Below are 23,126 nucleotides of genomic sequence, written 5' to 3'. Positions count from 1 at the left end.
TGCGGCGGCGGGATCGGGTGGGTTCTTTTTAGTGTTCTTCCGGGTAGGAATCGGCCGCGGGCCGGGAATCTTTAGCGCGTGGACGCTTTTTGTAGGAGCGGCTTCAGCCGCGATGGGTGTGGGGCCCCGCGGATCGCCTTCGTGATCGCCGGGACCCCGATGCCGTGTCGTTGCAGGTGCGGCGCAAGTCGCGATCACGCGCGTGCAGGGAGATGGGGGTCGCGACTTGCGTCGCTCCTACAACGGGTGCAGGGGGCGCGGCGATCGGGGCCGTGGCGTGGGTGGCCGGATGGGGATCGCGGCTGAAGCCGCTCCTACAGGGGGCGGGACGCTACGACGGGGTGGCGTCAGCCCGCGTCGACCGGGGGCGGGACGGTGGGCAGGGTGATGACGAACTCGACGCCCCTGCCCGGCTCGCCCGTGCTGAAGGCGCCGATGCTGCCGCCATGCTGATGGACCATCTGGTGGACCAGGCTGAGACCGATGCCCAGGCCGCCGTGGACGCGCGAGGGGTTGTGCTCGTCCTGCGCGAACAGCTTGAAGACGTACTGCAGGTTTTCCGGGGCGATGCCGGGGCCGTTGTCGGCGACCGACAGTTCCACGGCATCGCCGGTGCGGCGCAGGCCGACGGCGATGCGCCCGCCGTCGGGGGTGAACTTCACGGCGTTGTGCAGCAGGTTGCTGAGCACCTGCACCAGGCGCACGCGGTCACCGCTGACCCACACGGGCGTGTCGTCCAGTTCCAGCGACAGGGTGTGGGCACGGCTGGCGATGGCGGGGGCGTGGGCCTCCACCGCTTCGTGCACCACCGGCTGAAGGGCGACGGGTTGCATGTCCAGGTGGACCTTGCCGCTGACGATGCGGCCGACGTCCAGCAGGTCGTCGACCAGGCGGCACAGGTGCGTGACCTGGCGGCCCAGGATCTCGCGCGTCTGGCGCATGGCCTCGTTGGGCGGCTCGCCCATGTTCATGATCGTGACGGCATTGGCGATCGGCGCCAGCGGGTTGCGCAGCTCGTGGCCGAGCATCGCCAGGAACTGGTGCAGGTGGCGCTCCTGCTGTTCCAGCGTATCGATGCGCCGCTGGCTGCTCATGTCGCGGGTGACCTTGGCGTAGCCGTAGTGGTCACCCTGGCCGTCGTACAGCGGCGTGATCACGACGTGGGCCCAGAAGCGGCTGCCGTCCTTGCGCAGGCGCCAGCCCTCGTCCTCGAAGCGGCCGTCGCGCAGGGCCATCTCCAGTTCGTACTCGGGCCAGCCGCGGTCGAGCTGCTCCTGCGGGTAGAAGATGGAGAAGTGGCGGCCGAGGATTTCCTCGGCGGTGTAGCCCTTGTTGATCTGCGCGCCAAGGTTCCAGCTGGCGATGCGGCCCTGGGTGTCGAGCATGAAGATGGCGTAGTCGCGCACGCCTTCCACCATCAGGCGGAAGCGCTCCTCCGACTGGCGCAGCAGTTCTTCGTGTTCGCGGCGCTCGGTGACGTCGCGGGTGACCTTGGTGAAGCCGCGGTGCACACCCTTCTCGTCGAACAACGCAGTGACCACCACGCTGGCCCAGAACCGCGTGCCGTCCTTGCGGAGGCGCCAGCCCTCGTCCTCGACACGGCCGTGGGTCAGCGCCTCGTGCAGCATGCGTTCGGGCACGCCGCTGGTCATCTGCTCGGGTGGGTAGAACAGGCGGAAGTGGCGGCCGGTCACGTCAGCCGGCTCGTACCCTTTCAGGCGCTGGGCGCCGGCGTTCCACGAGCGGATGCAGCCGTCGGGATCGAGCATGAAAATCGCGTAGTCGCGCACCGACTCCACCATCAGGCGGTAGTCGGCGTCGGTCATCTCCGGCGGCAACGGCCGGGTGGTGCCGATGGCGGCGGTGCGTGGATCGGACAAGCGGACTCCCCCTGCAGCAGGGCGGCACGTTAGCGCGTGGGGGCGTGGTGGGGAAGCGAAGTCGGTGTGTTGCGGGCGGCCGGCCGTCGGGAATTGCCTGTTCAGTCCAGCGGCGCGGCCATCACCAGGTCGTCGACCGGGTAGCCGCGGCGGCGGGCGTCCTCTTTCAGCCGGACGAACAGGGCCTGGTCCATGGCCGGGCGACGCGACAGGATCCACAGGTATTTCTTGCTGGGCCCACCGACGACGGCCCACTGGTAGTCGGGGTCGAGGTCGATCACCCAGTAGTCGGCCCACACCATCGGCACCCACGACAACCACTCGGGTGCGAAGCGGACCTGCAGGGCGCCGTCCAGGCCTTCCACCGGACGCGCGACGCCGGTGGACTCGTCCATGTCGCCGCTCCTGGTGCGGCAGGCATTGCGCACGCCGATGGTGCCGTCGGCATTGACGGTGTAGGTGGCGGTGACGGTGTCCACGCACTTGCGCTGGAAGAACATCGGCAGGTGCGCGATCTCGTGCCAGGTGCCGGCATAGCGCTGCAGGTCGAGCGAGCTGACGGGCTGGTTGGCCAGGGCCGGGGCGCTGGCAGCCGACGCGGCCATGGCCAGGGTGATGAGCGCGGACTTGAGCATTGGGGGGGATGCCCGGAGGAAAGAGGCGCGCAGAATGCGATGCGTGGCGTGACCGGGCGGTGGAGCCGGCGTGCCGGCAGCCCCTGTAGGAGCGGCCTCAGCCGCGATCGAGCCCTGCCCGGGGTCAATCCCCTTTGAGGCGTTGGTCGCAGGGCCTTTTGTAGGACCGACGTGAGTCGCGATGCGCCGATCCGTTGGGATGCGCGGTCGCGACTTGCGTCGCTCCTACAAACAAGCGCGGGTGTAGGAGCGGCTTCAGCCGCGATCGCTCCTACCCGGGGTCCATCCCGCTTGAGGCGGTAGTCGCAGGACCTTTGTAGGAGCGACGTGAGTCGCGACGCGTCCTGTCCGACGGAGTTCGCGGTCGCGACTTACGTCGCTCCTACAACGGGTGCGGGGGGTGCGGCGATCGGGCCCTGTGGCGCGGGCGGACGGGGCGTTGATCGCGGCTGAAGCCGCTCCTACAGGGGGGCGGGTCCGGAAAACAGGAAAGGCCGCCCCGGAGGCGGCCTTTCGCGAGTGCGGGGTGGAACGCGCCTCAGGCGGCGCGGGTCACGCCCACGGGTCACGCAGGACGATGTTGGCGTCGCGGTCCGGGCCGGTCGACACCATCGCCAGCGGGCAGCCCGACAGCTCCTCCAGCGCGCGCAGGTAGGCGCGTGCGGCGGGCGGCAGCTTGTCCCACTCGGTGATGCCGTGGGTGCTCTCCTCCCAGCCCGGGAACTCCAGGTACACCGGCTCGCACTCGTCCCAGCCCTGCGCGTCCAGCGGCGCGTACTCGGTCTGCTTGCCGCGGTACTGGTAGCCGATGCACATCTTCAGCGTGGGCATGCCGTCGAGGATGTCGAGCTTGGTGATGCACAGGCCGGTGATGCCGTTGATCGCCACGGCGCGCTTGAGCGCGACGATGTCGATCCAGCCACAGCGACGCGGCCGGCCGGTGGTGGCGCCGAACTCCTGGCCGCGGGCGCGGATGCCCTCGCCCACCTCGTCATGCAGCTCGGTCGGGAACGGGCCGCCGCCGACGCGGGTCGCATACGCCTTGGCGATGCCGAGCACGTAGTCGATCGAATCCGCGCCCACGCCGGTGCCGGCCAGCGCTCCGCCCACGGTGGTGTTGGAGCTTGTGACGTACGGGTAGGTGCCGTGGTCGATGTCCAGCAGCGAGCCCTGCGCACCCTCGTACAGCACGCGCTTACCCTGCTTGCGCAGGTCGTGCAGGATGCCGGCGACGTCGGACTTCATCGGCTCGACGTAGTCGCCGAAGGCCAGCGCCTCATCGAGGGTCTGCTGGAAGTCGACCGGGTCGACCTTCAGGTACTGGGTCAGCACGAAGTTGTGGTAGTCCAGCGCGGCGCGCAGCTTTTCGGCCAGCTGCTCGGGGTAGTGCAGGTCGGCGACGCGGATGCCGCGACGGGCGACCTTGTCCTCGTAGGCCGGGCCGATGCCGCGGCCGGTGGTGCCGATGGCCTTGCCGCCGGCGGCCTTCTCGCGGGCCTGATCCAGGGCGATGTGGTACGGCATGATCAGCGGCGTGGCCGGGCTGATCTTCAGGCGCGAACGCACTTCCACGCCATTGCCTTCCAGCTCGGCGATTTCCTTCTGCAGCGCACCGGGGTGCAGCACCACGCCATTGCCGATCAGGCACAGCGCGCCTTCGCGCAGGATGCCGGACGGGATCAGGTGCAGGACGGTCTTCTTGCCGCCGATGACCAGCGTGTGGCCGGCGTTGTGGCCGCCCTGGAAGCGCACGACCGCGCCGATTTCCTCGGTCAGCAGGTCGACGATCTTGCCCTTGCCCTCGTCGCCCCACTGGGCGCCCAACACCACGACCGACTGACCCATTACCTGCACTCCTGAATGGCCCGCGTGGGGCGGGCATCGGCGGCGCACCGCCGCGTGGACACGGAAAAAGCCGGTGGGGCGATTCGCAATGAACGGCCCCATCCGGCTTTTGCGCATTATCCGGGTTTCGGGGCGCCGGGGCCAGCCTCGCCGCGTGAAGGCACCCCCGGACGGCTCGGTATGGTCCGGAGCGGTCGGATAGACTGTCGGCCACCCTGGCCCCGGCCCGTGCATGAACCCGAATTACCTCGACTTCGAGCAACCCATCGCCGACCTGGAAGCCAAGATCCAGGAGCTGCGCCACGCCAGCCACGGCTCGGCCGTGGATGCGGACGCGGAAGTGCATGCGCTGCAGAACAAGCTGCGCCAGCGCACCGCGCACATCTTCCGCGACCTCTCCCCGTGGCAGGTCAGCCAGCTGGCGCGCCACCCGGCGCGGCCGTACACCAACGACTACATCCGCCTGATCTGCAGCGAGTTCCAGGAGCTGGCCGGCGACCGCGCGTATTCGGATGACGCCGCCATTGTCGGCGGCCTGGGCCGGATTGACGGCCGCAGCGTGATGATCATCGGCCACCAGAAGGGCCGCGACACCAAGAGCAAGATCAAGCGCAACTTCGGCATGCCGCGGCCCGAGGGCTATCGCAAGGCGCTGCGCCTGATGAAGATGGCCGAGCGTTTCGGCCTGCCGCTGCTGACCTTCATCGATACGCCGGGTGCGTACCCGGGCATCGGTGCGGAGGAGCGCGGCCAGTCCGAAGCCATCGCCCGCAACCTGCTGGAAATGGCCGAGCTGAAGATCCCGGTGGTGTGCACGGTGATCGGCGAAGGCGGCTCCGGCGGCGCGCTGGCCATTGGCGTCGGCGACCGCACGCTGATGCTGGAATACAGCACCTACTCGGTAATCTCGCCGGAAGGCTGCGCGTCGATCCTGTGGAAGTCGGCCGACAAGGCCAAGGACGCCGCCGAGCAACTGGGCCTGACCGCCAAGCGCCTGCACGGGCTGGGCCTGGTCGACAAGGTGGTGCGCGAACCGATCGGCGGCGCGCACCGCAACCCGCGCCAGATGGCGACGCGACTGAAGGCGGTACTGATGAACGAGCTGGACGCACTGGACCAACTGCCCACCGCCGACCTGCTGGAGCGGCGCTACCAGCGCCTGCGCAGCTACGGCGCGTACGAGGCCGCGTGATGCTGCTGGCCGGAAAGTTCGCCGCCACCTGCTGGGCCGCCGCCAGCGGTGCCCTGTTCCTGGCGTCGTGGGTGCTGCTGGACGCCAACATGATCTTCGCGCTGGTGGCGCTGGGGTTGTCGGCCGGTTGCGCGTGCCTCGCGCTGGCCTGCCTGCTCAAGCCCTCGCGCCGCACCATCGCCCGTCGCGCCGCACGCGAGCGGCAGGCGCAGGCCGCGGCCGAGGGACGTGTCGAAGACGCGCCACCGAGCCGGCACTGGCGCTGATCCACGCATGACGGCGGCGGCGCGACGCGCGGCACCCCGATGATCCTGGACGCGATGCTGGATGACCGCGCGGCGTTCCTGCTGGGCGTGACGGCGGTACTGGGTGTGGTGGCCGGGGTGGTCTGGCTGTGGCGGCGGGCACGGGGTCGGTCGGGTACGCCGGATCGCAAGTAGCCGTCCCGACCTCGGCCGGACGCGACGCATTCGCAATGTGTGCGGCCGCGAGATACACGTCCATGGATTCCCGCCTTCGCGGGAATGACGAACTCTTTATCCCCTGCGGCTGCTCGGGGCTTCGCCGTGCCCTTGCCGTCATTCCCGCGCAGGCGGGAATGCATGGACACTTGCCTTACCCCACCACCACGGGCACCCCGTGGCACCATCCGCGCCATGTCGCGCGCTCCCTCTCCGCTCATCGATGGCACCGACCTGCCCGACGGGCCGGTCTGTGTCGGGCTGAGCGGCGGGCTCGACTCCACCGTGTTGCTGCATGCGCTGTCGCAGTCGCCCGGCGTGCGTGACCGCGGTCTGCGCGCCCTCCATGTCCACCATGGCCTGCACGAACAGGCGGACGCGTGGGCCACCCATTGCGAGCAGGTGTGCCGTGCGTGGGGCGTGCCGTTCACCCTGCGTCGCGTGGCCGTTGCACGCAGCGGCATCGGGCCGGAGGCCGCGGCGCGGTCGGCGCGGCGGGCTGCCTTCGCGGCGGACCTGCGCCCCGGCGAATCGCTGGCGCTGGCGCACCATCGCGACGACCAAGCCGAAACCGTACTGATGCGCGCACTGCGCGGCGCGGGCCCGGATGGACTGGCGGCGATGGCGGTCTCCACCCCGTTTGCCGCGGGCCGGCTGTGGCGGCCCTTGCTGGACGTGCCGCGCACAGCCCTGCTCGAACATGCGCGCTCGCACGGGCTGACGTGGATCGACGACCCGAGCAACGAGGACACCGTGCTGGACCGCAACTTCCTGCGGCGGCAGGTGATGCCGCTGCTGCGGCAGCGCTGGCCGCATGCGGACACGGCGCTGGCACGGGTGGCCACGCTGGCCGCGGACGCCGTCGAACTGTTGGACGACGGCGATGCGCAGGCACACGCGCAGGTGGCCACGGCCGACCCGCAGTGCCTGTCGCGCACCGGACTTCTCACGCTGCCTGCTGCTCGACGGGCCCGCGTCCTCCGGCGCTGGGTCGCATCGCTGCATCTGCCGCCGCTGCCCGGCAACGGCGTCGCGCGGATCGAATCGGACCTGCTGCAGGCCGCGCCGGACGCGGAGGCGTGCTTCGACTGGCACCGCAGCCGCGTGCGCGTCTGGAGCGACCTGCTGCACGCGGGCACCATCCGCGAGGCGCTGCCGGTGGGCTGGCGGGTGGAGTGGAACGGCGCGGCGCCGCTGCCCCTGCCCGGCGGCGGCGAACTGGCCCTGCACGTCACCCGGGGCGAAGCCCGCTTCGACGCGCCGGTCCATGTCGGTACGCGGCGTGGTGGCGAGCGCATCGCCCTGGCCGGCCGCGACCATTCCCATGCGCTCAAGCACGTGCTGCAGGACCTGGGCATTCCACCGTGGGAACGCGAACGCCTGCCGCTGGTTTCGGACGCGGAAGGCCAAGTGCTGGCCGCGGGAGACATCGCCTACGCCGCTCCCTTCGATGCGTGGCTGCGCGAACGTGGCGGACGCTTGCGCTGGCGCCCGGACGAGGCGCCGTTCGATGCGGATTGAGGCGGGCGCGCACGCCGTCGATTGACCCATCACGGGGCCGCCGCCACACTGCCCCGATGCCACGCAAAGCCACCCCCGAATCCGCATCCGAGGCCTCACCCGTCGCCGATTTCGAGCAGTCGCTGGACGCGCTCGAACAGCTGGTCGAGAAGATGGAACACGGCGAGATGAGCCTGGAAGACTCGCTGGCCGCCTACGAGCGCGGCGTCGGCCTGTACCGGCGTTGCCAGGCGGCGCTGGAGCAGGCCGAACTGCGCGTGCGGCTGCTCAGCGACCCGCAGGATCCGGCCTCGGCCACGCCGTTCCCCCGCATGGGCACGAGCGAAGCGCCGCCGACCGATGATCGCTGACCCGCGCCTGGCCGGCTGGCGCGCCCGCGCCGACGCCGCCCTCGCGCAGGCCCTGCCCGATCCCGACCTGCCCCCGCACCGCCTGCGTGCGGCGATGCGCCATGCCGTGCTGCTGGGCGGCAAGCGCATGCGGCCGCTGCTGGTGTACGCCGCCGGCTCGCTGGGCGGCGCAGACGAGGCGACGCTTGATGCGCCCGCCGCGGCGGTCGAACTGGTCCACGCCTATTCCCTGGTGCACGACGACCTGCCCTGCATGGATGACGACGCGCTTCGTCGCGGGCAACCGACCGTGCACGTGGCGTTCGATGAGGCGACCGCCGTGCTCGCTGGCGATGCCCTGCAGTCACTCGCCTTCCAGGTGCTGGCACGCGCCGCAACGCCACCGGCGGTCACGGTGGCGATGCTCGACACGCTGGCCGATGCAGCCGGTGTCGTGGGCATGTGCGGCGGGCAGGCGCTGGATGTCGATGCGACGGGCCAGCGCGGGCCCGCTCTTTCCATCGCCCATCTGGAACGGCTGCACGCACTGAAGACTGGCGCGCTGATCCGCGCCGCGGTGCGGATGGGTGGCTTGTGCGCTGGAATCGACCCGGCCGGCCTGGTCCGGCTGGACGACTTCGCCGCCGCGCTGGGCCTGGCCTTCCAGGTGCGCGACGACATCCTCGACGTAGAAGGCGACAGTGAGACGCTCGGCAAGACGGCCGGCAAGGACGCGGCGCAGGACAAGGCGACGTTCCCGGCCCTGATCGGCATGGACGCGTCGCGCGCGCGGCTGGATGCGCTGGTAACGGAGATGGACGCGGCACTGGCGCCGTTCGGCAGCGCGGCCGGGCCGCTGCGGGCGCTGGGGCGGCTGGCGGTGGAGCGGGATCGCTGAGCCGGCCCGAGCATTCGTAGGAGCGACGTAAGTCGCGACCACGTATGTCAGGCAACCGATGGGTCGCGACTCACGTCGCTCCTGCAGTAGGCCGATTTCGCGGCTGAAGCCGCTCCTACAAGGGCGCGTTGTAGGAGCGGCTTCAGCCGCGATCGAATCCCCCATGAAAAAGGCCGGCGTGATGCCGGCCTTTCCCGTTTGACCATCGCGAACGGCTACTTCACCAGCCGCACCGCGAACGGGTAGCGGTAGGCGACGCCCTCGTTGGCCTTGATGCCGGCAATGATCGTCAGCACCAGCCACGCCAGCCCCACGACCAGCCCGACCGGCAGCGTCAGGATGACGCCGATGCCGAGCGTGCCCAGCGTCAGGATGAGCAGCACGAAGAAGATCGCGGCCACCGTGAGGTTGAAGTTCAACGCTTCCTTCGCCTGGTCGTCGACGAAGGGCATGGTGTCCTTCTTGATCATCCAGATGATCAGCGGGCCGATGAAGCAGCCAACGCTGAAGGCCCAGCCACCTGTGATCACGCCACCGACCAGCGCGGACAGGTGGGCGAACATGGCCCACTGGCGCTGCTCGGCGGAAATTCCATCGGACGAAGCGTCCGTGACCGGCGGCGGTTGCTGCTGCTCGAAATCGCTCATTGCGTCCCCTCCTGGTTGAGTGTCCCCCGCGCGACACTCTCCGCGCGGCGCGTGGCCGGGTCAAGCCGGGCCACTGCGGCCAGCAGGCTCAACCCAGCAGGCGGATGCTCAACGGGTAACGGTAGGGACGGCCGTCCCACGCGGCGACCATCGCCAGGATGCTGCACACCAGCCACAGCACCGCGATGCCGGCCACGGCCACCAGCAGCGCGAGCCCGGCCGGTATCGTCAGCAGCAGGCCCAGCCCCAGCGTGACGATGCTGATACCCACCAGTGCAATGCCAATAGCCAAGGCGATGCAGCTGTAGATCAGCATCGACAGGTTGAAGTTGACCGCTTCCAGCGCGTGTTCGGCGACGAACGGCGAGTCGTCGCGCTTGAGCAGCCACACCGCCAGCGCACCGATGACGCCCGCCACGCCGACCAGCCAGCTGGTCATCAGCGCCAGTACCAGCGCCGCCAGGTGCGCGGCCAGCGCCCATTGGCGCTCGCTGGTGGAGGGCGCGGCGGAGACGAGGGACGAATCGTGGACGGAGGCATTCATGGGGGCGGGCTCCCTGCGCCGGGCATGGGGCCGGCGCGCAAGGACAAGATCGTGCCGGGCGCCTGCGGCTTCAACCCAACCGATGGGCTAGTGCGCGGGTGCCCCCCTGTCCTGGCGCCCCGACACGGGCGGTCAGCCTTCCGCCGAACCACCTGCCACGGTCATGCGGCCCAGCAGGATCGAACCGGTGCGGATGTGCGATCGCGGATCGATGTCGCTGCCGACCGCCTCGATGGCCTGGAACATCGTCTTGAGGTTGCCGGCAATGGTGATGCCGTCCACCGGGTAGGCGATGCGGCCGTCCTCGATCCAGAAGCCCGCCGCGCCGCGCGAGTAGTCGCCGGTGATGGCGTTGACGCCCTGCCCCATCAGCTCGGTGACCAGCAGGCCGCGGCCCATGCCGGCCAGTAGCGAATCCAGGTCGCCGGCGTTGGAGGCGACGTGCAGGTTGTGCACGCCGCCCGCATTGCCGGTGGTCGTCAGGCCGAGGCGACGCGCGGAGTAGCTGCCCAGCACGTAGCGCTGCAGCACGCCGCCGCTGACCAGCGCCGACTCGCGCACAGCGACGCCCTCGGCATCGAAGGAGGCGGACCGGAAGCCACGCGGCAGGAACGGGCGTTCCTCGATCGAGAACCAGTCGGGAAACAGCTGCGTGCCGACGCTGTCGAGCAGGAAGCTGGACTTGCGATACAGCGCGCCACCCGACACCGCGCCGATCAGGTGGCCGACCAGCGAGCGCGCGATCTCGGCGGAGAACACCACCGGATAATGGCCCGTCGCAACCGGGCGCGGCGCCAGCCGCGATACCGCGCGCTCGCCCGCCTTGCGGCCAATGGACACGGCCGATTCCAGCTCGTCGGCGGCCAGCGCGATGCTGTACCAGCCGTCGCGCTGCATCGCGTCGCCGTGGCCGGCGATCAGCGCGCAGCCGATGCTGTGCTGGGTGCTGCGCTCGCGGCCGATGAAGCCGTGCGAGTTCGCGTACACGCCCAGGCTGGTGCCGCTGCCGACGGAGGCGCCATCGGAGTTGCCGATGCGCGCATTGACCTCGCGGCCGGCGGCCTCGGCTGCCAACGCCAGGTCGATGGCCTGGTCGGCGTCGAGCGCCCACGGGTGCCAGCTGTCGAACTCGCGCAGGTCGCTGGCCATCAGCTCGGCATCGGCCAGGCCGGCGGCGGGGTCGTCCTCGGTGTAGCGGGCGATCGCGCAGGCCTGCTCGACGGTCGCCTCCAGGCTGTCCTCGCGCAGGTCGGCCGTGCTGGCGCTGCCCTTGCGCGTGCCGAAATAGACGGTGACGGCGATGCCGCGGTCGCGGGTGGACTCCACCGTCTCGACCTCGCCCATGCGCACGTTGACGTTGAGCCCGGTCTCTTCCGAACACGAGACTTCGGCCTGGCTGGCACCGCGGCGACGGGCGCTGGCGAGCAGGCGCTGCGAGAGGTCGGCCAGCGCGTCCAGACGCGTGTCGCTGTCGACCTCGTTGGGCGAATGCGCGGGGAGTGGATGGGCGGGGGCTTTCGCGTTCAATGGCTTATCCTTGTTTCCGTTGTCCCACGGCACCGCCGGGGACCTGTTTTTTTCCGATCCGGGCGGTCACGCCGGCCGGACGACATGGGACCGATACGAATGCGCGGCATCGACGAAGACACCGGTGAATACCGCGGCGACAGCCGCAGCCAGCAGCGACGCGAGGCGCTGGAGGTGCTGGCGCTGGGCGAGCAGCTGGTGGCGCTGACCGACGCCCAGCTGGCCAAGCTGCCGATACCCGAGCACCTGCTGCCGCACATCCTGGACACCCGCCGCATCACCTCGCACATCGCCCACAAGCGCCAGCTGGCGTACCTGGCCAAGCAGATGCGGCGCGAGGACGACGAGACGCTTGAAGCGATCCGCGACGCGCTCGACGAGAAGGGCGAAGCGGCGCGGCGCGAGACGGCGGCGATGCATCGCGTCGAGGCGTGGCGCGAGCGCCTGCTCGACGAAGGCGACGCCGCTTTGGGCGCGCTGCTCGACGAGCATCCCACCGCCGACCGCCAGCACCTGCGCCAGCTGGTGCGCAACGCGCTGGAGGAGCGCAAGCGCAACAAGCCGCCGCGGGCGTACCGGGAGTTGTTCCGGGAGTTGCGGGGGTTGCTGCTGGAAAATGCCGAAGCGGGTGATGAGGACGAAGGCGACGTTTAGCCCCTCTCCCGGCGGGAGAGAGGTTGGGGTGAGGGTTCGGCGGAGCGGTGCCTGTTGACACGTTGCAGGACCGTGGGACGTGTTGGCCCGCTGCATCGCCCGATGGGCAGGCCCGGCCGCTTCATTCGCACCACTTCGCCGAACCCTCATCCGCCCTGCGGGCACCTTCTCCCGGGGGGAGAAGGAAGCTACGGTGGCCTCACGCTGCACTGCCGGCCTCACGCCTGCGTGCCACCCACCGTCAGCCCTTCGATCAGCAGCGACGGCTGGCCGACGCCGACCGGCACGCTCTGGCCGTCCTTGCCGCACACGCCGACACCCTCGTCCAGGGCGAGGTCGTGGCCGACCATGCGCACCTTCTGCATCGTCTCCGGGCCGTTGCCGATCAGCGTGGCGCCCTTGACCGGGGCGGTGATCTTTCCGTCCTCGATCAGGTAGGCCTCGGTGGCGGAGAACACGTACTTGCCGCTGGTGATGTCGACCTGCCCGCCGCCGAAGTTGACCGCGTACAGGCCGCGCTTGACCGAGCGGATCATGTCCTCCGGGTCGTCGTTGCCGGCGCGCATGTAGGTGTTGGTCATGCGCGGCATGGTCAGGTGCGCGAACGACTCGCGGCGGCCGTTGCCGGTCGGGGCCACGCCCATCAGCCGCGCGTTGAGCGTGTCCTGCATATAGCCGACCAGCACGCCGTCCTCGATCAGCGTGGTGCACTGGGTCGCGTTGCCCTCGTCGTCGACGTTGAGCGAGCCGCGGCGGCCCGACAGCGTGCCGTCGTCGACGATGGTGACGCCTGGCGCGGCGACGCGCTGGCCCATGCGGCCGGCGTAGGTCGACGTGCCCTTGCGGTTGAAGTCGCCCTCCAGGCCGTGGCCGACCGCCTCGTGCAGCAGCACGCCGGGCCAGCCGTTGCCGAGCACGACCGGCATGATGCCGGCGGGCGCGTCGACCGCCTCCAGGTTGACCAGCGCCTGGCGCAGGGCCTCGCGCGCGAAACCCTCGGGCTTGCCGTCGCCCAGCAGCTCGGCGTAGCCGTAGCGCCCGCCGCCGCCGGAATAGCCGCTTTCGCGGCGCCCGTTCTGTTCGACGATCACCTGCACGTTGAAGCGCACCAGCGGGCGCACATCGGCGGCCAGCACGCCGTCGCTGCGCGCCACCAGCACCGTGTCCAGGCTGCCCGACAGGCTGACCACCACCTGCGTCACGCGCGGGTCGGCGGCGCGCACGTAGCGGTCGATGCGACGCAGCGCCTCGACCTTCTCCTCGTTGGGGATGGAATCGATCGGATCCTCGGGGCGGTAGAGGTCCCGCGCCTGTCCGCGCACCAGCGAACGCGTCGTCACGCTGGAGCCGTCACGCGCGATCGCGCGCGCGGATTTCGCCGCCAGTTGCAGCGCCTCGCCGTTGATCTCGTCCGAGTACGCGAAGCCGGTCTTCTCGCCGCTGATCGCGCGCACGCCCACGCCCTGCTCGATCGAATGCGCGCCGTTCTTGACCGTGCCGTCCTCGACCGTCCAGCTCTCGTGGCGGGTGTGCTGGAAGTAGAGGTCGCCGAAATCCACGCCGGGACCGAGCAGCGACCCGAACGCGCGCTCCAACCCCCCGGTGTCGAGGCCGGCGGGCAGCAGCAGGCGGGATTCGGCAAGTTGCAGGGGCAGCGTCATGGCAGGGCCTGGAAGTCGAAAGGGGGAAGCGGCGGACGAAGCCGGCGCGGACAACGCACGGACGCGGGGCGCGCCATCGCACCACCATCGGCCATCTTGAGGGGGGATGCCAACCAGATGGAGGCCGCGGGGGAACGAATCAACCGTCGGCTCAACCCGCCGGCGGCGGTTCGGACGCGACCGGGCGCACCGGCCGTTCATCGATCACTTCGACGTCCGGATCGGACCACGGCCCGGTGACGCGGTAGGTGCGTGCCGCAATCTCGCCCAGCGGGCGGCTCAGCACCGCATTGGCGGCCGCGCCGATCGCCGCGCCGACAGGACCGCCGGCGATCGCGCCCACAGCTGTCAGCAGGTTGCCCGCCTTGGGCCGGACCTCGATGGTCTGGTCGAAGCGCTCGCGCCGCAGGTCGGCCTGCCCGCGGATGTCGATGGCCGCAGCCGGGCCGTCGATTTTCAGGCCCTCGCTGCGAGCCTGCCCGTCGGCGAAGCGCACGCTGCCGTCGATCCGGTTGAACGCGAAACCTTTGGAGAAGAAGTCGCGGAAATCCAGCGTCAGCCGGCGTGGCAGCTCGGCGATGCTCAGCAGGCCCAGCACACGGCCTGCACCGGGCTCGACCTCCAGCAACCGGCCGTCGCGCGCGTCCAGCGTGAGCGCACCGTCCAGCGAAGCCAGCGAGAACGCGGCCGGGCTACCGGGCCAGCGCACGTCCAGGTGCAGGTTGCCGTCTCCACCCGCAATCCGGCCGCCCAGGCCCAGGCCCTGCATCAGCGAGCCGATGTCGTCGCTGTCTACGCCCGCCACCAGGTGCGTGCGCGACGCCGCACCCCGGCCGGTCCAGCTGCCTGTGACATCGACGGCCTGGTCGCGTGCACGCGCCTGCAGTCGCTCGACACGCAGGCCTGCGGGCGTGGGGCGGGAGCGGAAGGTGAGCGCGCCCAGCGCGGCATCGGCCACGCGGAAGTCATCGATCTCGAGCGCCATCGCCGGGATGCGGGCGGGGTCGATATCGCTGTCGTCAGCGACGGGCGCCGCAGCGGGCGACGGCGCCGCGTCGGATGCGGTCGCCAGCGGCGGCGTGTCGTCGGCGCCGGCCACCGTTGCGGAGGCGGCACCGGCCTTCGCGCTGCGCCAATGCACCCGTTGGAAGTCGCCGGTGACCGGACGGTCGCCATCGGGCACCGTCAGCCGCCCCTGCAGCGCAGGCCCCTGCACGCGCACGGCGAGCGCCCCGGCTGCCGCAGGGTCGACCTGCACGCGGGTGGATGGAAACACACCGCCCAGCAGCTCCAGCCGGCGGGACCGGATATCAACGCTACGCAGCGGCAGCCCCGGGCCGGTATCGCCGCCGGATGACGCCGCCGATCCCGTGTCCGCGCGCGCCAGGGCAATCCAGCCGATGGCGTCCAACCGGTCCGCCTGCCCCGCCGCGATCAGCCCATGGGCGGGCGCCGCGGGGGCGCGCTGCGCACCCAGCTCGACGCGCACGCCGGTCCGTTCGCCCTGGCGGCGCACGCGCACCGCCGCGAGGTTGCCCATCGACACCTCAACGTCGCCGGTTTCGACCGGCAGCGGCATGGTGACGCGGGTTGGCAGCGCGGTCCCGGCCAGCTTGTCCAGCGGCGCGGGCAACGTCAGCGCGGTACCGACCAGGTTCGATGCCAGTTGCAGCCGCGTTCCGCCACGCTTGGCCACCGCCAGGTCCGCGGTCCAGTCCGAGCGGCCGATCATGTGCGGCTGCAACCAGTCCAACTGCGGTACGCGCGCCACCAGCGCCTCGGCCCCCAGCTCGGCGGCGAGCGCAGCTTCGAATACGTGGTCCGGAGAGTCGACACCGCCGCCCGCGCGCAGCGACAGCCGCGACGGCCGCCCGTCGAGCACGGCCTGCAGGCCATCGGCCCGGAAGCCGTCGTTCACGTAATCGGCGCGGCCGCGCACCCGGGAGAACGCCAGGTCCCAGCGCGGGTCGGACAGCCGCACGCCCTGAAGGTCGACATGGCCGTCGATGCGCGTCGCCTGCCCCTTGCGCAGCGGCAGCGCGAGCCCGAACGTCACGTCCGCCGGCCCGGCGGCCTGGAGGCTGGCCAGCGTCTCGCCGTGCGCCTCGCGCAGCGGACTGTCGCGCAGCAGCGCGAGCAGGCCGGCCGCGTTGGCATCGGCCTGCGCGCCGACGGTCAGCGTGCCGCCCCGGTAATGGTCGATATCGGCCTGCAAGGCGTCGATGTCGATGCCCGCCAACGCGCCGGCACCCCGCAGCTGGAGGCCATCTGCCACGAAGGTGACGGTCGCATCGACGGCCTCGGCCGCCGGCCACTCCGGTTGGAACTTCAGCACGCCGTCGCGGATGTCCGCGCTGGCTTCGAACCGGCCCTCGCCTTCGCGGAACGGCCAGTGGTCGAGGTCGCCCGATACCAGCGCGCGACCGTTTTCCAGTCGGCCGTCGACGAGCGCCTGGTCGAGCCAGCGCACGACGGCTTCCGGCATGCGGTGGCGGATCCAGAACTTCTTGGCGACCGGTAGTGCGACCGGCTCGACGCGTGCGGCCAGGTCCATCCGCGGGCGCGTGCCATCGCCCTGCCACCACAGGCTGCCGCGCACGCCGAGGTCGACGTCCTCGCCGTCGATCCCCAGGCCGCCCGTCCCGACGCGCCAGCCCGGGCCGACGCGCCATGCGGCGATGTCACCGGCCAGGCGCGCGCGGTGGGCGCGACCGAATCCGCGCGGCCAATCGACGGTCACGTCGGCTTTGGGTTGGAGCCGCAGGACGGCGCTGGTCGCGTCGGCCTCGAGGCCACCCGCCAGACCGGACACGCCGGGCGCATCGCCCACCGGCGCGAAGCCGGCCTCCGCCAGCGTGCCCTGCGCGATGTCCACGCCCTTGCCGTCGCTGTGCAAACGCACATCAGCCAACGTGCCGTGCACGCGGGCCTGCGTGAGCCACTTGCCGAGGGCGGGTGGAACGCGCCCGCTCAACGCGGCGACGGCGGCCAGCGGTGCCAGGTCGATGCGTGCCGCTTCGACGGCTACGCCCTCGCCCACACCAAGCGACACGCGCTGGTACGTCCCGCCGCCGTCGGCGGCATCGACCTGCAGGTCCGGCACATCCAGCTGCCAGCCTGCGTCGACGACGCGCCAGCGCGCCCTGCCGTCGACCCGCGAGAAACGGACGGGCACACCCTGCGTCGCATCGACCGAGTGCAATTCGACGTCCGAAAGAGCCGCGCGGACCTGCGCGTCCAGCACGCGGTAGTCCTGCAGGCCGACCCAGGCGTCCGCCCGGCCGCGGCCTGCATTCACGGCCACGCCCGCCGCCCGCAACAGGGGTGACCAGGCGCGCAGGTCGGCCTCGGGTGCACCACCCCACGCGCGGCCGGTACCGGTGTCGCGGTCCAGGTCGAGCGCGGCATCCAGCGGTGCGGCATCGCGTGCGGGCCACGCGCGCATGCCCGCCCGCACGCGGTCGCCGCTCACCTGCAGGCGCAGGTCGATCTTCGGCAGCCGCGCCTCGATGCCCAGCGACGGCGCCGACACCGTCAACGCCCCACCGACCACCTGCAGCTCGCCCAGGCCTTCCAGCGCTTCCAGCGGGTCGCCCGCGGGGCGGTCGCTGCCGGGCAGGCCGCGCACGCTCCAGCGGCCATCGGCGCTGCGCTGCAGGGTCAGGTCAAGGTCGCGCAGCCGCAGCTCGGAAAACGCATGGCCCGGCAACAGTCCGGCGTACAGCGACACCAGCATCTCGGCATCACCCACCACGAACGCATCGCGTCCCTCGCCAACCCGCAGCCCGTCCAACTGCAGGACCGGGCCGCGGCGGGTCCACTCGGTCTCCACCGCATCGAATGCCACCGGCCGGCCGGACCGCTCGCTCAACCATGCGGCGATGCGCGCCGGGTGCCGCTCGGCCAGCGGCAGCACCTGGCTGGCCAGGCCGAGCACGACCGCGACCAGCACCAGGCTGATGGCGACGGTGTAACCCAGCCCACGACGGGCAAGGCGCAGGCGGCGGCGCAGCGGCGTGGGCATGTCAGCTCGCTGCGCTCACAGGAGCTGGGGACTGGGGGTTGGGACTAGAGGAAGCGTGGAACGGAGGCGCCTACCAACCTCCAGTCCCAAGTCCCCAGCCCCTGCTTCAAAGCAGCACGACATCGAACTGCTCCTGCGCGTACTGCTCGTCGCCCTGGAACCGGATCGACTTGCCGAGAAACTCCTCCAGCTCGGCCACCGCCGCGGACTCCTCCTCGGTGATGCGCATGACCACCTTGGGCGAGGCGATTACCAGCAGCCGCTGCGCGTCGAACTGGCGCACCTGGCGGACGATGTCGCGGAAGATCTCGTAGGTCACCGTCTCGGGCGTCTTCAGCATGCCGCGGCCGCCGCACTCGTGGCAGGGCTCACTGAGCTGCCGTTCCAGGCTCTCGGTGGTGCGCTTGCGCGTCATCTCCACCAGGCCCAGCGGCGAGAAGTCGTAGACGGTGGTCTTGGCGTGGTCGCGGGCCAGCGCCTTCTCGAGCTGGCGCAGCACCTGGCGCTTGTGCTCGGCATCGGTCATGTCGATGAAGTCGATGATGATGATGCCGCCCAGGTTGCGCAGGCGCAGCTGGCGCGCCACCGATTGCGCCGCCTCCAGGTTGGTGCGGTAGACGGTTTCCTCAAGATTGCGCTGGCCGAGGAACGATCCGGTGTTGATGTCGACCGTGGTCATGGCCTCGGTCTGGTCGATGACGAGGTACCCGCCCGACTTCAACGGCACCTGCTTGTCGAGCGCGCGCTGGATCTCGTCCTCCACGCCGTACAGGTCGAAGATCGGTCGCGCGCCGCCGTAGTGCTCGATCTTCTCGTCCAGCCCCGGCATGTACTGTGCGGCGAACGCGCGCAGCCGGTCGCAGGTCTCGCGCGAGTCGACCTTGACCTTCTCGACGTCGCGGCGCATCAGGTCGCGCACTGCGCGAAGGGGGAGCGACAGGTCCTCGTAGACGCGCTCGCCGACCCTGGCGGTGCGCGAGCGCTCCTCGATCAGCGCCCAGGCACGCGACAGGTACGCCACGTCCTCGGCCAGCTGCTCTTCCGGCTGGCCCTCGGCATTGGTGCGGATGATGTAGCCATGGCCGATGTCGGGCGGGGTCAGCTGGCTGACGATCGCCTTCAGGCGCTGGCGCTCGAACTCGTCCTCGATCCGCGCCGACACGCCGACGACGCGGTTGCGCGGCAGCAGCACGAGGTAGCGCGAGGGAATGCTGAGTTGCGTGGTGAGCCGCGCGCCCTTGGTGCCGATCGGATCCTTGACGACCTGGACGATGATTTCCTGGCCCTCGCGCAGCAGCTCGGCAATCGGGCGCGTGGGTGCGGGCGGCAGCGCGGCCTCCTCGCCTTCGCCATTGCCGACCGGCGTCGGCCGCACGATGTCGGCGGCGTGCAGGAACGCGGCGCGCTCCAGCCCGATGTCTACGAACGCCGCCTGCATGCCCGGCATCACCCGCTGCACGCGGCCCTTGTGGATGTTGCCGACCACGCCGCGCGACCAGCCGCGCTCGATGTGCAGCTCCTGCAGCATGCCGTTCTCGACCACGGCCACGCGGGTCTCGCGCGGGGTGACGTTGACCAGGATCTCCTCGGTCATGCGCGCGCCCTCGTGTCGCAGGCCACGGCGGGGCACTGACGGGTGCGCACGACGCGATTCATGGCAAGGGCCTGCGTGCGCATTAGGCTCTGTCCGGGGTCGAGGAGGGTTGCAGGACGTGCACGCCGAATTCGGCGAGCAGGCGCGACGTTTCGTGCAGCGGCAGCCCCATGACGCCGGAGAAGCTGCCTTCCAGGTGTTCGACGAACATCTCCGCCACGCCCTGGATGGCGTAGGCGCCCGCCTTGCCCTGCCATTCGCCGGTCGCGAGATACGCAGCGATGGTGGCGTCATCCAGTGCCGTGAAGGTCACGCGCGATTCGCTCATCGCCTGGACCTCGCGCCCCGCCGAGACGAGCGACACCGCCGACAACACCCGATGCGTCCGACCCGACAGGCGTCGCAGCATGCCGGCGGCTTCCCCGGCATCGGCAGGCTTGCCGAACACCTCGTCGTCCAGCACGACTTCGGTGTCGGAGCCGAGCACCAGCGCGGACGGGTTGGCGACCACCTCCAGCAGACCGGCGCCGGCCTTCTCGCGCGCCACGCGGCGCACATAGTCGTCGGGCGCCTCGGCGGGCTGGCGGAGTTCGGGAATGTCGATGTCGAGCAGCCCGAAATCCACGCCGAGGCGGGTCAGGAGCTCGCGGCGGCGGGGGGATTTCGAGGCGAGATAAAGCATCGGGAAAGAATAACCCGCGCTGACTGAGCGCCGGCCGACGACACCCGTATCAACCCCGGTGGGGCTCACGACCCGTTCACCGCAGCGGCAACACCCTTCGACCGATTCGTCCAGGAGCCTTCCATGCCCCGACACGCCCCCGCTGCACCCCGCGCCACCGCCGTCACCCACACCCGCCTCGACCGCCTGCGCCCCTTGGCGCTCACGCTTGCCCTGGCCCTTGGCACCCTCGCCACCATGCCCGCTTCCGCCCAGAACCAGACGCCCGCCATGGCTACCCCAGGCGGCACCCTGCTGTCGGTGTCGGCGCAGGCCGAAGTGCGGCGGGTGCCGGACATCGCCACGCTGTCCACCGGCGTCGTCACCCAGGCCGCCGACGCCAACGCGGCGATGCGCGCCAACGCTGAACAGATGGACCGCGTCGTGGCGGCGATCCGCAAGGCCGGCATCGCCGAGCGCGATATCCAGACCAGCGGCGTCAACCTCTATCCGCAGTACCGACACGCCGAGAACCAGCCGCCGACCATCACTGGCTACCAGGCCAACAACACGGTGAACATCACCGTGCGTGATATCGACAAGCTGGGCCCGATCATGGACGCGCTGGTCGCCAGCGGCGCCAACCAGGTCAATGGTCCGTCGTTCGACATTGACGACAAGGACGGCGCGCTGGACGAGGCCCGCAAGGCCGCCATCGCCAAGGCCCGCGCGCGCGCCGAAATGTATGCCGGCACGCTGGGCATGCGGGTGCGCCGCATCGTCAGCATCAGCGAGGGCGGCAGCCTCGGGCCGCCGGTCCCGATGCCGATGATGGCCATGGCACGGATGGAAAAAGCACAGGCGGATACGTCGATTTCGCCCGGCGAGAACACCGTATCGGCCAACCTCGACGTCGTCTTCGAACTGGGACAATGACCATGAGCGGCAAACAGGCGCCCCCCGCCCCCGACCCCAAGCCCGGCCACAACCCGGGCTACTCCGAGCCGCAGCCGCGTGATCCGGGCGATGCCCGGCAACCCGAGCCCAAGCACAAGCCCAACCCCGACGAAGGTGGTCTGGACCGGGAGCCCGACAACGACCAGGACCCGGCAACGGACGACTGAAGGCCGCTACCGGCGGCCGGCACGGCCGGCAACACGACAACGCGCCACCAGGAAGCCCGCATCGTGCGGGCTTCTTTTTTTGCCGCGCGCCAAGCCATCAACCCCACACTGGCCGCCCCGACGTTGTCGATGCATGACAACCCGACGAGGTGGCCCATGACCGTTGCAACGCCTGCCGTGTTTGCTGGTTCCCCGTCGCGCCCGGCCGGAAGGGACGTGCTTGCCCCGCTCGACACCGGCCGCATTGCCGCCAACGCGATGGCGGTCTGCGTCCATGTGGTCGCCGGCCTTCTGTTGATGGCCCCGCTGGCCATGCCTGACTGGAAGGCGCCTCTTCCGTCGACACACCCGATCGAATGGATCCCGCGGGAGCCGCTGCGACCTGTCGACCCGCCGCCCGTGCAGGCGACGCCCCGTCCCGTTCCGACTCCGTTGCAGCGTCCCGTCGAGCGGAACCCGCCGGTGGTCATGAGTGCCCCCGTCCCAGCCGAAGCCGGGGACCTGCAGTCGGACGCGGAGCCGGCCCCGAGCCACGACCTGCCGTTTCAAGAGCCGGTCGCGCCGGACATCGCGCCGCAGCCCCAATCCGGCGTAACGCTGCAGTACGCAGACGCGCCGGCCCCGCGCTACCCGCCCCGTGCCCTGCGCGAAGGACGCAGCGGGCTGGTGATACTGGAGGTGCTGGTGGATGTCGACGGCCGGCCCGTCGAGGTCACGGTGGCGCAAAGCAGCGGCCAGCGCGACCTGGATCGCGCCGCGCAGCGGCAGGTTCTGGAGGCGTGGCGATTCCGTCCGGCGATGCGCAACGGCGTGGCGATCCGCGCCATCGGACGCGTGCCGGTCGAGTTCAACCCGGCGCGCTGATTCGCGCCAACCGAATCGCCAATGGACGTGGCAGGTCTCAGGCGCGGTGATAGGGGTGGTTGGCCAGCAGCGCGGCCGCACGGTAGAGCTGCTCGGCCACCACCAGCCGCACCAGCATGTGCGGAAGGGTCAATGGTCCCAGCGACCACGCTTCATCGGCCCGCTCGCGCACTGCATCGGCGTGGCCCTCGGGGCCGCCGATCATGAAGGCCAGGTCCTGCCCTTGGCCGCGCCAGTGCTCCAGCCGCTCGGCCAACTGCTCGGACGACCACGTACGACCGCCGCCGTCCAGCATCACCACGCGGCCGGACTTGGGCACCGATGCCAGCGCCCGGCCACCTTCATCCGACGCCGCGCGGACGGGGTCACGGCCCTTGCCGCGCAGGCCCGGTTCGATTTCCACCAGCTCCAGCGGCAGCCAGTGCGACAGGCGCTTCTGGTATTCGCCGAACCCGTCCGCGAGCCAGCGCGGCGCGCGTTCGCCCACGGCGATCAGTTTCGCTTTCATGCGGTCATGGTAGCCGGCACAGGGGTTCAGGCCGGCAGCCATCAGGATCCCGGAAACAAAAAACGCCGGCACAGGGCCGGCGCATTGTTCGGGCAATGCAGGTGCGCGATGTAACGCGGTCAGTCGCGCTCCTGCGGGTCGAATTCGTCGGATGCCTCGTCGATGTCCTCGGGCGGCTGGTCCCCCACCGTCCACAGGCGTTCGAGCGCATAGAACTCACGCACGCGCGGCAGCATGATGTGGACCACGACATCGCCGAGGTCGACCAGCACCCACTCGGCCTCGCGCTCGCCTTCCACGCCCAGCGGCATGACGTCCAGGTTCTTGGCGTGCTTGACGACTTCGTCGGCGATCGACTTGACGTGGCGGGTCGAGGTGCCCGATGCGACCACCATGTAGTCGGTGACGCTGCTCTTGCCGCGCACGTCGATTTCCACGACATCCTTGGCCTTGAGTTCGTCGACCGCGCCGCGCACGGTGGCCAGCAGCGTCTCGATCGGCGGCGGGGGGTTGGGAAGGCGGGTCTTGATGACGTGGGCTTGGGTGCTCAAAGGAAA

Annotated in this window: 22 protein-coding genes; 10 read left to right on the top strand and 12 right to left on the bottom strand. The window is 70.5% G+C overall.

Annotated elements, in window-relative coordinates; genetic code table 11:
- Positions 1-347 precede the first annotated feature (347 nt).
- The 3 genes from K6753_RS08825 to K6753_RS08815 form a co-directional block, all read right to left on the bottom strand.
- Positions 348-1,826, bottom strand: a complete 1,479-nt coding sequence (locus K6753_RS08825) for a sensor histidine kinase (RefSeq protein ID WP_425492099.1) — start codon at positions 1,824-1,826, stop codon at positions 348-350.
- 155 nt (positions 1,827-1,981) lie between these two features.
- Positions 1,982-2,515 (bottom strand): lipocalin family protein, encoded by a 534-nt coding sequence (locus K6753_RS08820; protein WP_425492091.1) that lies wholly within the window; start codon positions 2,513-2,515, stop codon positions 1,982-1,984.
- A gap of 552 nt (positions 2,516-3,067) precedes the next feature.
- Positions 3,068-4,360, bottom strand: coding sequence for an adenylosuccinate synthase (locus K6753_RS08815; protein ID WP_223676072.1), 1,293 nt, complete (start codon positions 4,358-4,360; stop codon positions 3,068-3,070).
- Positions 4,361-4,592: 232 nt separating this feature from the next.
- On the opposite strand from K6753_RS08815, the gene K6753_RS08810 reads away from it, so the two are divergent.
- The 6 genes from K6753_RS08810 to K6753_RS08790 all read left to right on the top strand — a co-directional run bounded on the left by K6753_RS08810 (position 4,593) and on the right by K6753_RS08790 (position 8,761).
- Positions 4,593-5,552, top strand: a complete 960-nt coding sequence (locus K6753_RS08810) for an acetyl-CoA carboxylase carboxyltransferase subunit alpha (protein ID WP_223676071.1) — start codon at positions 4,593-4,595, stop codon at positions 5,550-5,552.
- Positions 5,552-5,818: a hypothetical protein gene (locus K6753_RS08805; RefSeq protein WP_223676070.1), complete on the top strand. Its 267-nt coding sequence runs from the start codon at positions 5,552-5,554 to the stop codon at positions 5,816-5,818. The genes K6753_RS08810 and K6753_RS08805 overlap by 1 nt, the downstream gene beginning before the upstream one ends.
- Before the next feature lie 39 nt (positions 5,819-5,857).
- Complete coding sequence (locus K6753_RS14685; protein ID WP_255591536.1) at positions 5,858-5,992, top strand: hypothetical protein; 135 nt, start codon at positions 5,858-5,860, stop codon at positions 5,990-5,992.
- A 216-nt stretch (positions 5,993-6,208) separates the two neighbouring features.
- The gene (tilS, locus tag K6753_RS08800; RefSeq protein ID WP_223676069.1) at positions 6,209-7,534 is read left to right on the top strand and encodes a tRNA lysidine(34) synthetase TilS; all 1,326 of its coding nucleotides are present in this window, start codon (positions 6,209-6,211) and stop codon (positions 7,532-7,534) included.
- 56 nt (positions 7,535-7,590) lie between these two features.
- A complete protein-coding gene (locus K6753_RS08795) occupies positions 7,591-7,884 on the top strand; it encodes an exodeoxyribonuclease VII small subunit (RefSeq protein WP_223676068.1) in 294 nt (97 codons plus the stop codon).
- Entirely contained in the window at positions 7,874-8,761 is an 888-nt protein-coding gene (locus K6753_RS08790) for a polyprenyl synthetase family protein (protein WP_223676067.1), read from the top strand. Before K6753_RS08795 ends, K6753_RS08790 begins: the two co-directional genes overlap by 11 nt.
- A gap of 215 nt (positions 8,762-8,976) precedes the next feature.
- Here the strand turns inward: K6753_RS08790 and K6753_RS08785 are convergent, their stop codons facing one another.
- From K6753_RS08785 to pmbA, 3 genes are all read right to left on the bottom strand, one after another.
- The gene (locus K6753_RS08785; protein ID WP_223676066.1) at positions 8,977-9,408 is read right to left on the bottom strand and encodes a DUF4870 domain-containing protein; all 432 of its coding nucleotides are present in this window, start codon (positions 9,406-9,408) and stop codon (positions 8,977-8,979) included.
- A gap of 88 nt (positions 9,409-9,496) precedes the next feature.
- Entirely contained in the window at positions 9,497-9,952 is a 456-nt protein-coding gene (locus tag K6753_RS08780; RefSeq protein WP_223676065.1) for a DUF4870 domain-containing protein, read from the bottom strand.
- A gap of 132 nt (positions 9,953-10,084) precedes the next feature.
- Positions 10,085-11,479, bottom strand: coding sequence for a metalloprotease PmbA (gene pmbA / locus K6753_RS08775; protein WP_223676064.1), 1,395 nt, complete (start codon positions 11,477-11,479; stop codon positions 10,085-10,087).
- Between the two features lie 99 nt (positions 11,480-11,578).
- Between pmbA and yjgA the strand changes: the two genes are divergently transcribed.
- Positions 11,579-12,133 carry a ribosome biogenesis factor YjgA gene (yjgA, locus tag K6753_RS08770; protein ID WP_223676063.1) on the top strand — a complete coding sequence of 185 codons (555 nt, stop codon included), beginning with the start codon at positions 11,579-11,581 and terminating at the stop codon, positions 12,131-12,133.
- 218 nt (positions 12,134-12,351) lie between these two features.
- Here yjgA and tldD read toward each other — a convergent pair whose 3' ends face one another.
- The 4 genes from tldD to K6753_RS08750 form a co-directional block, all read right to left on the bottom strand.
- Positions 12,352-13,794: a metalloprotease TldD gene (gene tldD / locus K6753_RS08765; protein WP_223676062.1), complete on the bottom strand. Its 1,443-nt coding sequence runs from the start codon at positions 13,792-13,794 to the stop codon at positions 12,352-12,354.
- A 151-nt stretch (positions 13,795-13,945) separates the two neighbouring features.
- Positions 13,946-17,818 (bottom strand): YhdP family protein, encoded by a 3,873-nt coding sequence (locus tag K6753_RS08760; protein ID WP_223676061.1) that lies wholly within the window; start codon positions 17,816-17,818, stop codon positions 13,946-13,948.
- A 106-nt stretch (positions 17,819-17,924) separates the two neighbouring features.
- Positions 17,925-19,412: a ribonuclease G gene (rng, locus tag K6753_RS08755; RefSeq protein ID WP_223676060.1), complete on the bottom strand. Its 1,488-nt coding sequence runs from the start codon at positions 19,410-19,412 to the stop codon at positions 17,925-17,927.
- 82 nt (positions 19,413-19,494) lie between these two features.
- The gene (locus tag K6753_RS08750) at positions 19,495-20,094 is read right to left on the bottom strand and encodes a Maf family protein (RefSeq protein WP_223676153.1); all 600 of its coding nucleotides are present in this window, start codon (positions 20,092-20,094) and stop codon (positions 19,495-19,497) included.
- Positions 20,095-20,217: 123 nt separating this feature from the next.
- Between K6753_RS08750 and K6753_RS08745 the strand changes: the two genes are divergently transcribed.
- The 3 genes from K6753_RS08745 (at position 20,218) to K6753_RS14770 (ending at position 22,061) form a co-directional block, all read left to right on the top strand.
- Positions 20,218-21,009 carry an SIMPL domain-containing protein gene (locus tag K6753_RS08745; RefSeq protein ID WP_425492090.1) on the top strand — a complete coding sequence of 264 codons (792 nt, stop codon included), beginning with the start codon at positions 20,218-20,220 and terminating at the stop codon, positions 21,007-21,009.
- 2 nt (positions 21,010-21,011) lie between these two features.
- Entirely contained in the window at positions 21,012-21,197 is a 186-nt protein-coding gene (locus K6753_RS08740) for a hypothetical protein (protein ID WP_223676059.1), read from the top strand.
- Positions 21,198-21,413: 216 nt separating this feature from the next.
- Positions 21,414-22,061: an energy transducer TonB gene (locus K6753_RS14770; RefSeq protein ID WP_223676058.1), complete on the top strand. Its 648-nt coding sequence runs from the start codon at positions 21,414-21,416 to the stop codon at positions 22,059-22,061.
- Between the two features lie 37 nt (positions 22,062-22,098).
- Here K6753_RS14770 and rlmH read toward each other — a convergent pair whose 3' ends face one another.
- Positions 22,099-22,569, bottom strand: coding sequence for a 23S rRNA (pseudouridine(1915)-N(3))-methyltransferase RlmH (rlmH, locus tag K6753_RS08730; protein ID WP_223676057.1), 471 nt, complete (start codon positions 22,567-22,569; stop codon positions 22,099-22,101).
- 119 nt (positions 22,570-22,688) lie between these two features.
- The gene (gene rsfS / locus K6753_RS08725) at positions 22,689-23,120 is read right to left on the bottom strand and encodes a ribosome silencing factor (protein ID WP_223676056.1); all 432 of its coding nucleotides are present in this window, start codon (positions 23,118-23,120) and stop codon (positions 22,689-22,691) included.
- Positions 23,121-23,126: the final 6 nt, after the last annotated feature.

The organism is Novilysobacter selenitireducens, assembly GCF_020026895.1.
GTDB lineage: Bacteria > Pseudomonadota > Gammaproteobacteria > Xanthomonadales > Xanthomonadaceae > Lysobacter_C > Lysobacter_C selenitireducens.
The sequence above is the reverse complement of the archived record's forward strand: the minus strand, read 5'-3'. Positions and strand labels throughout refer to the sequence as shown.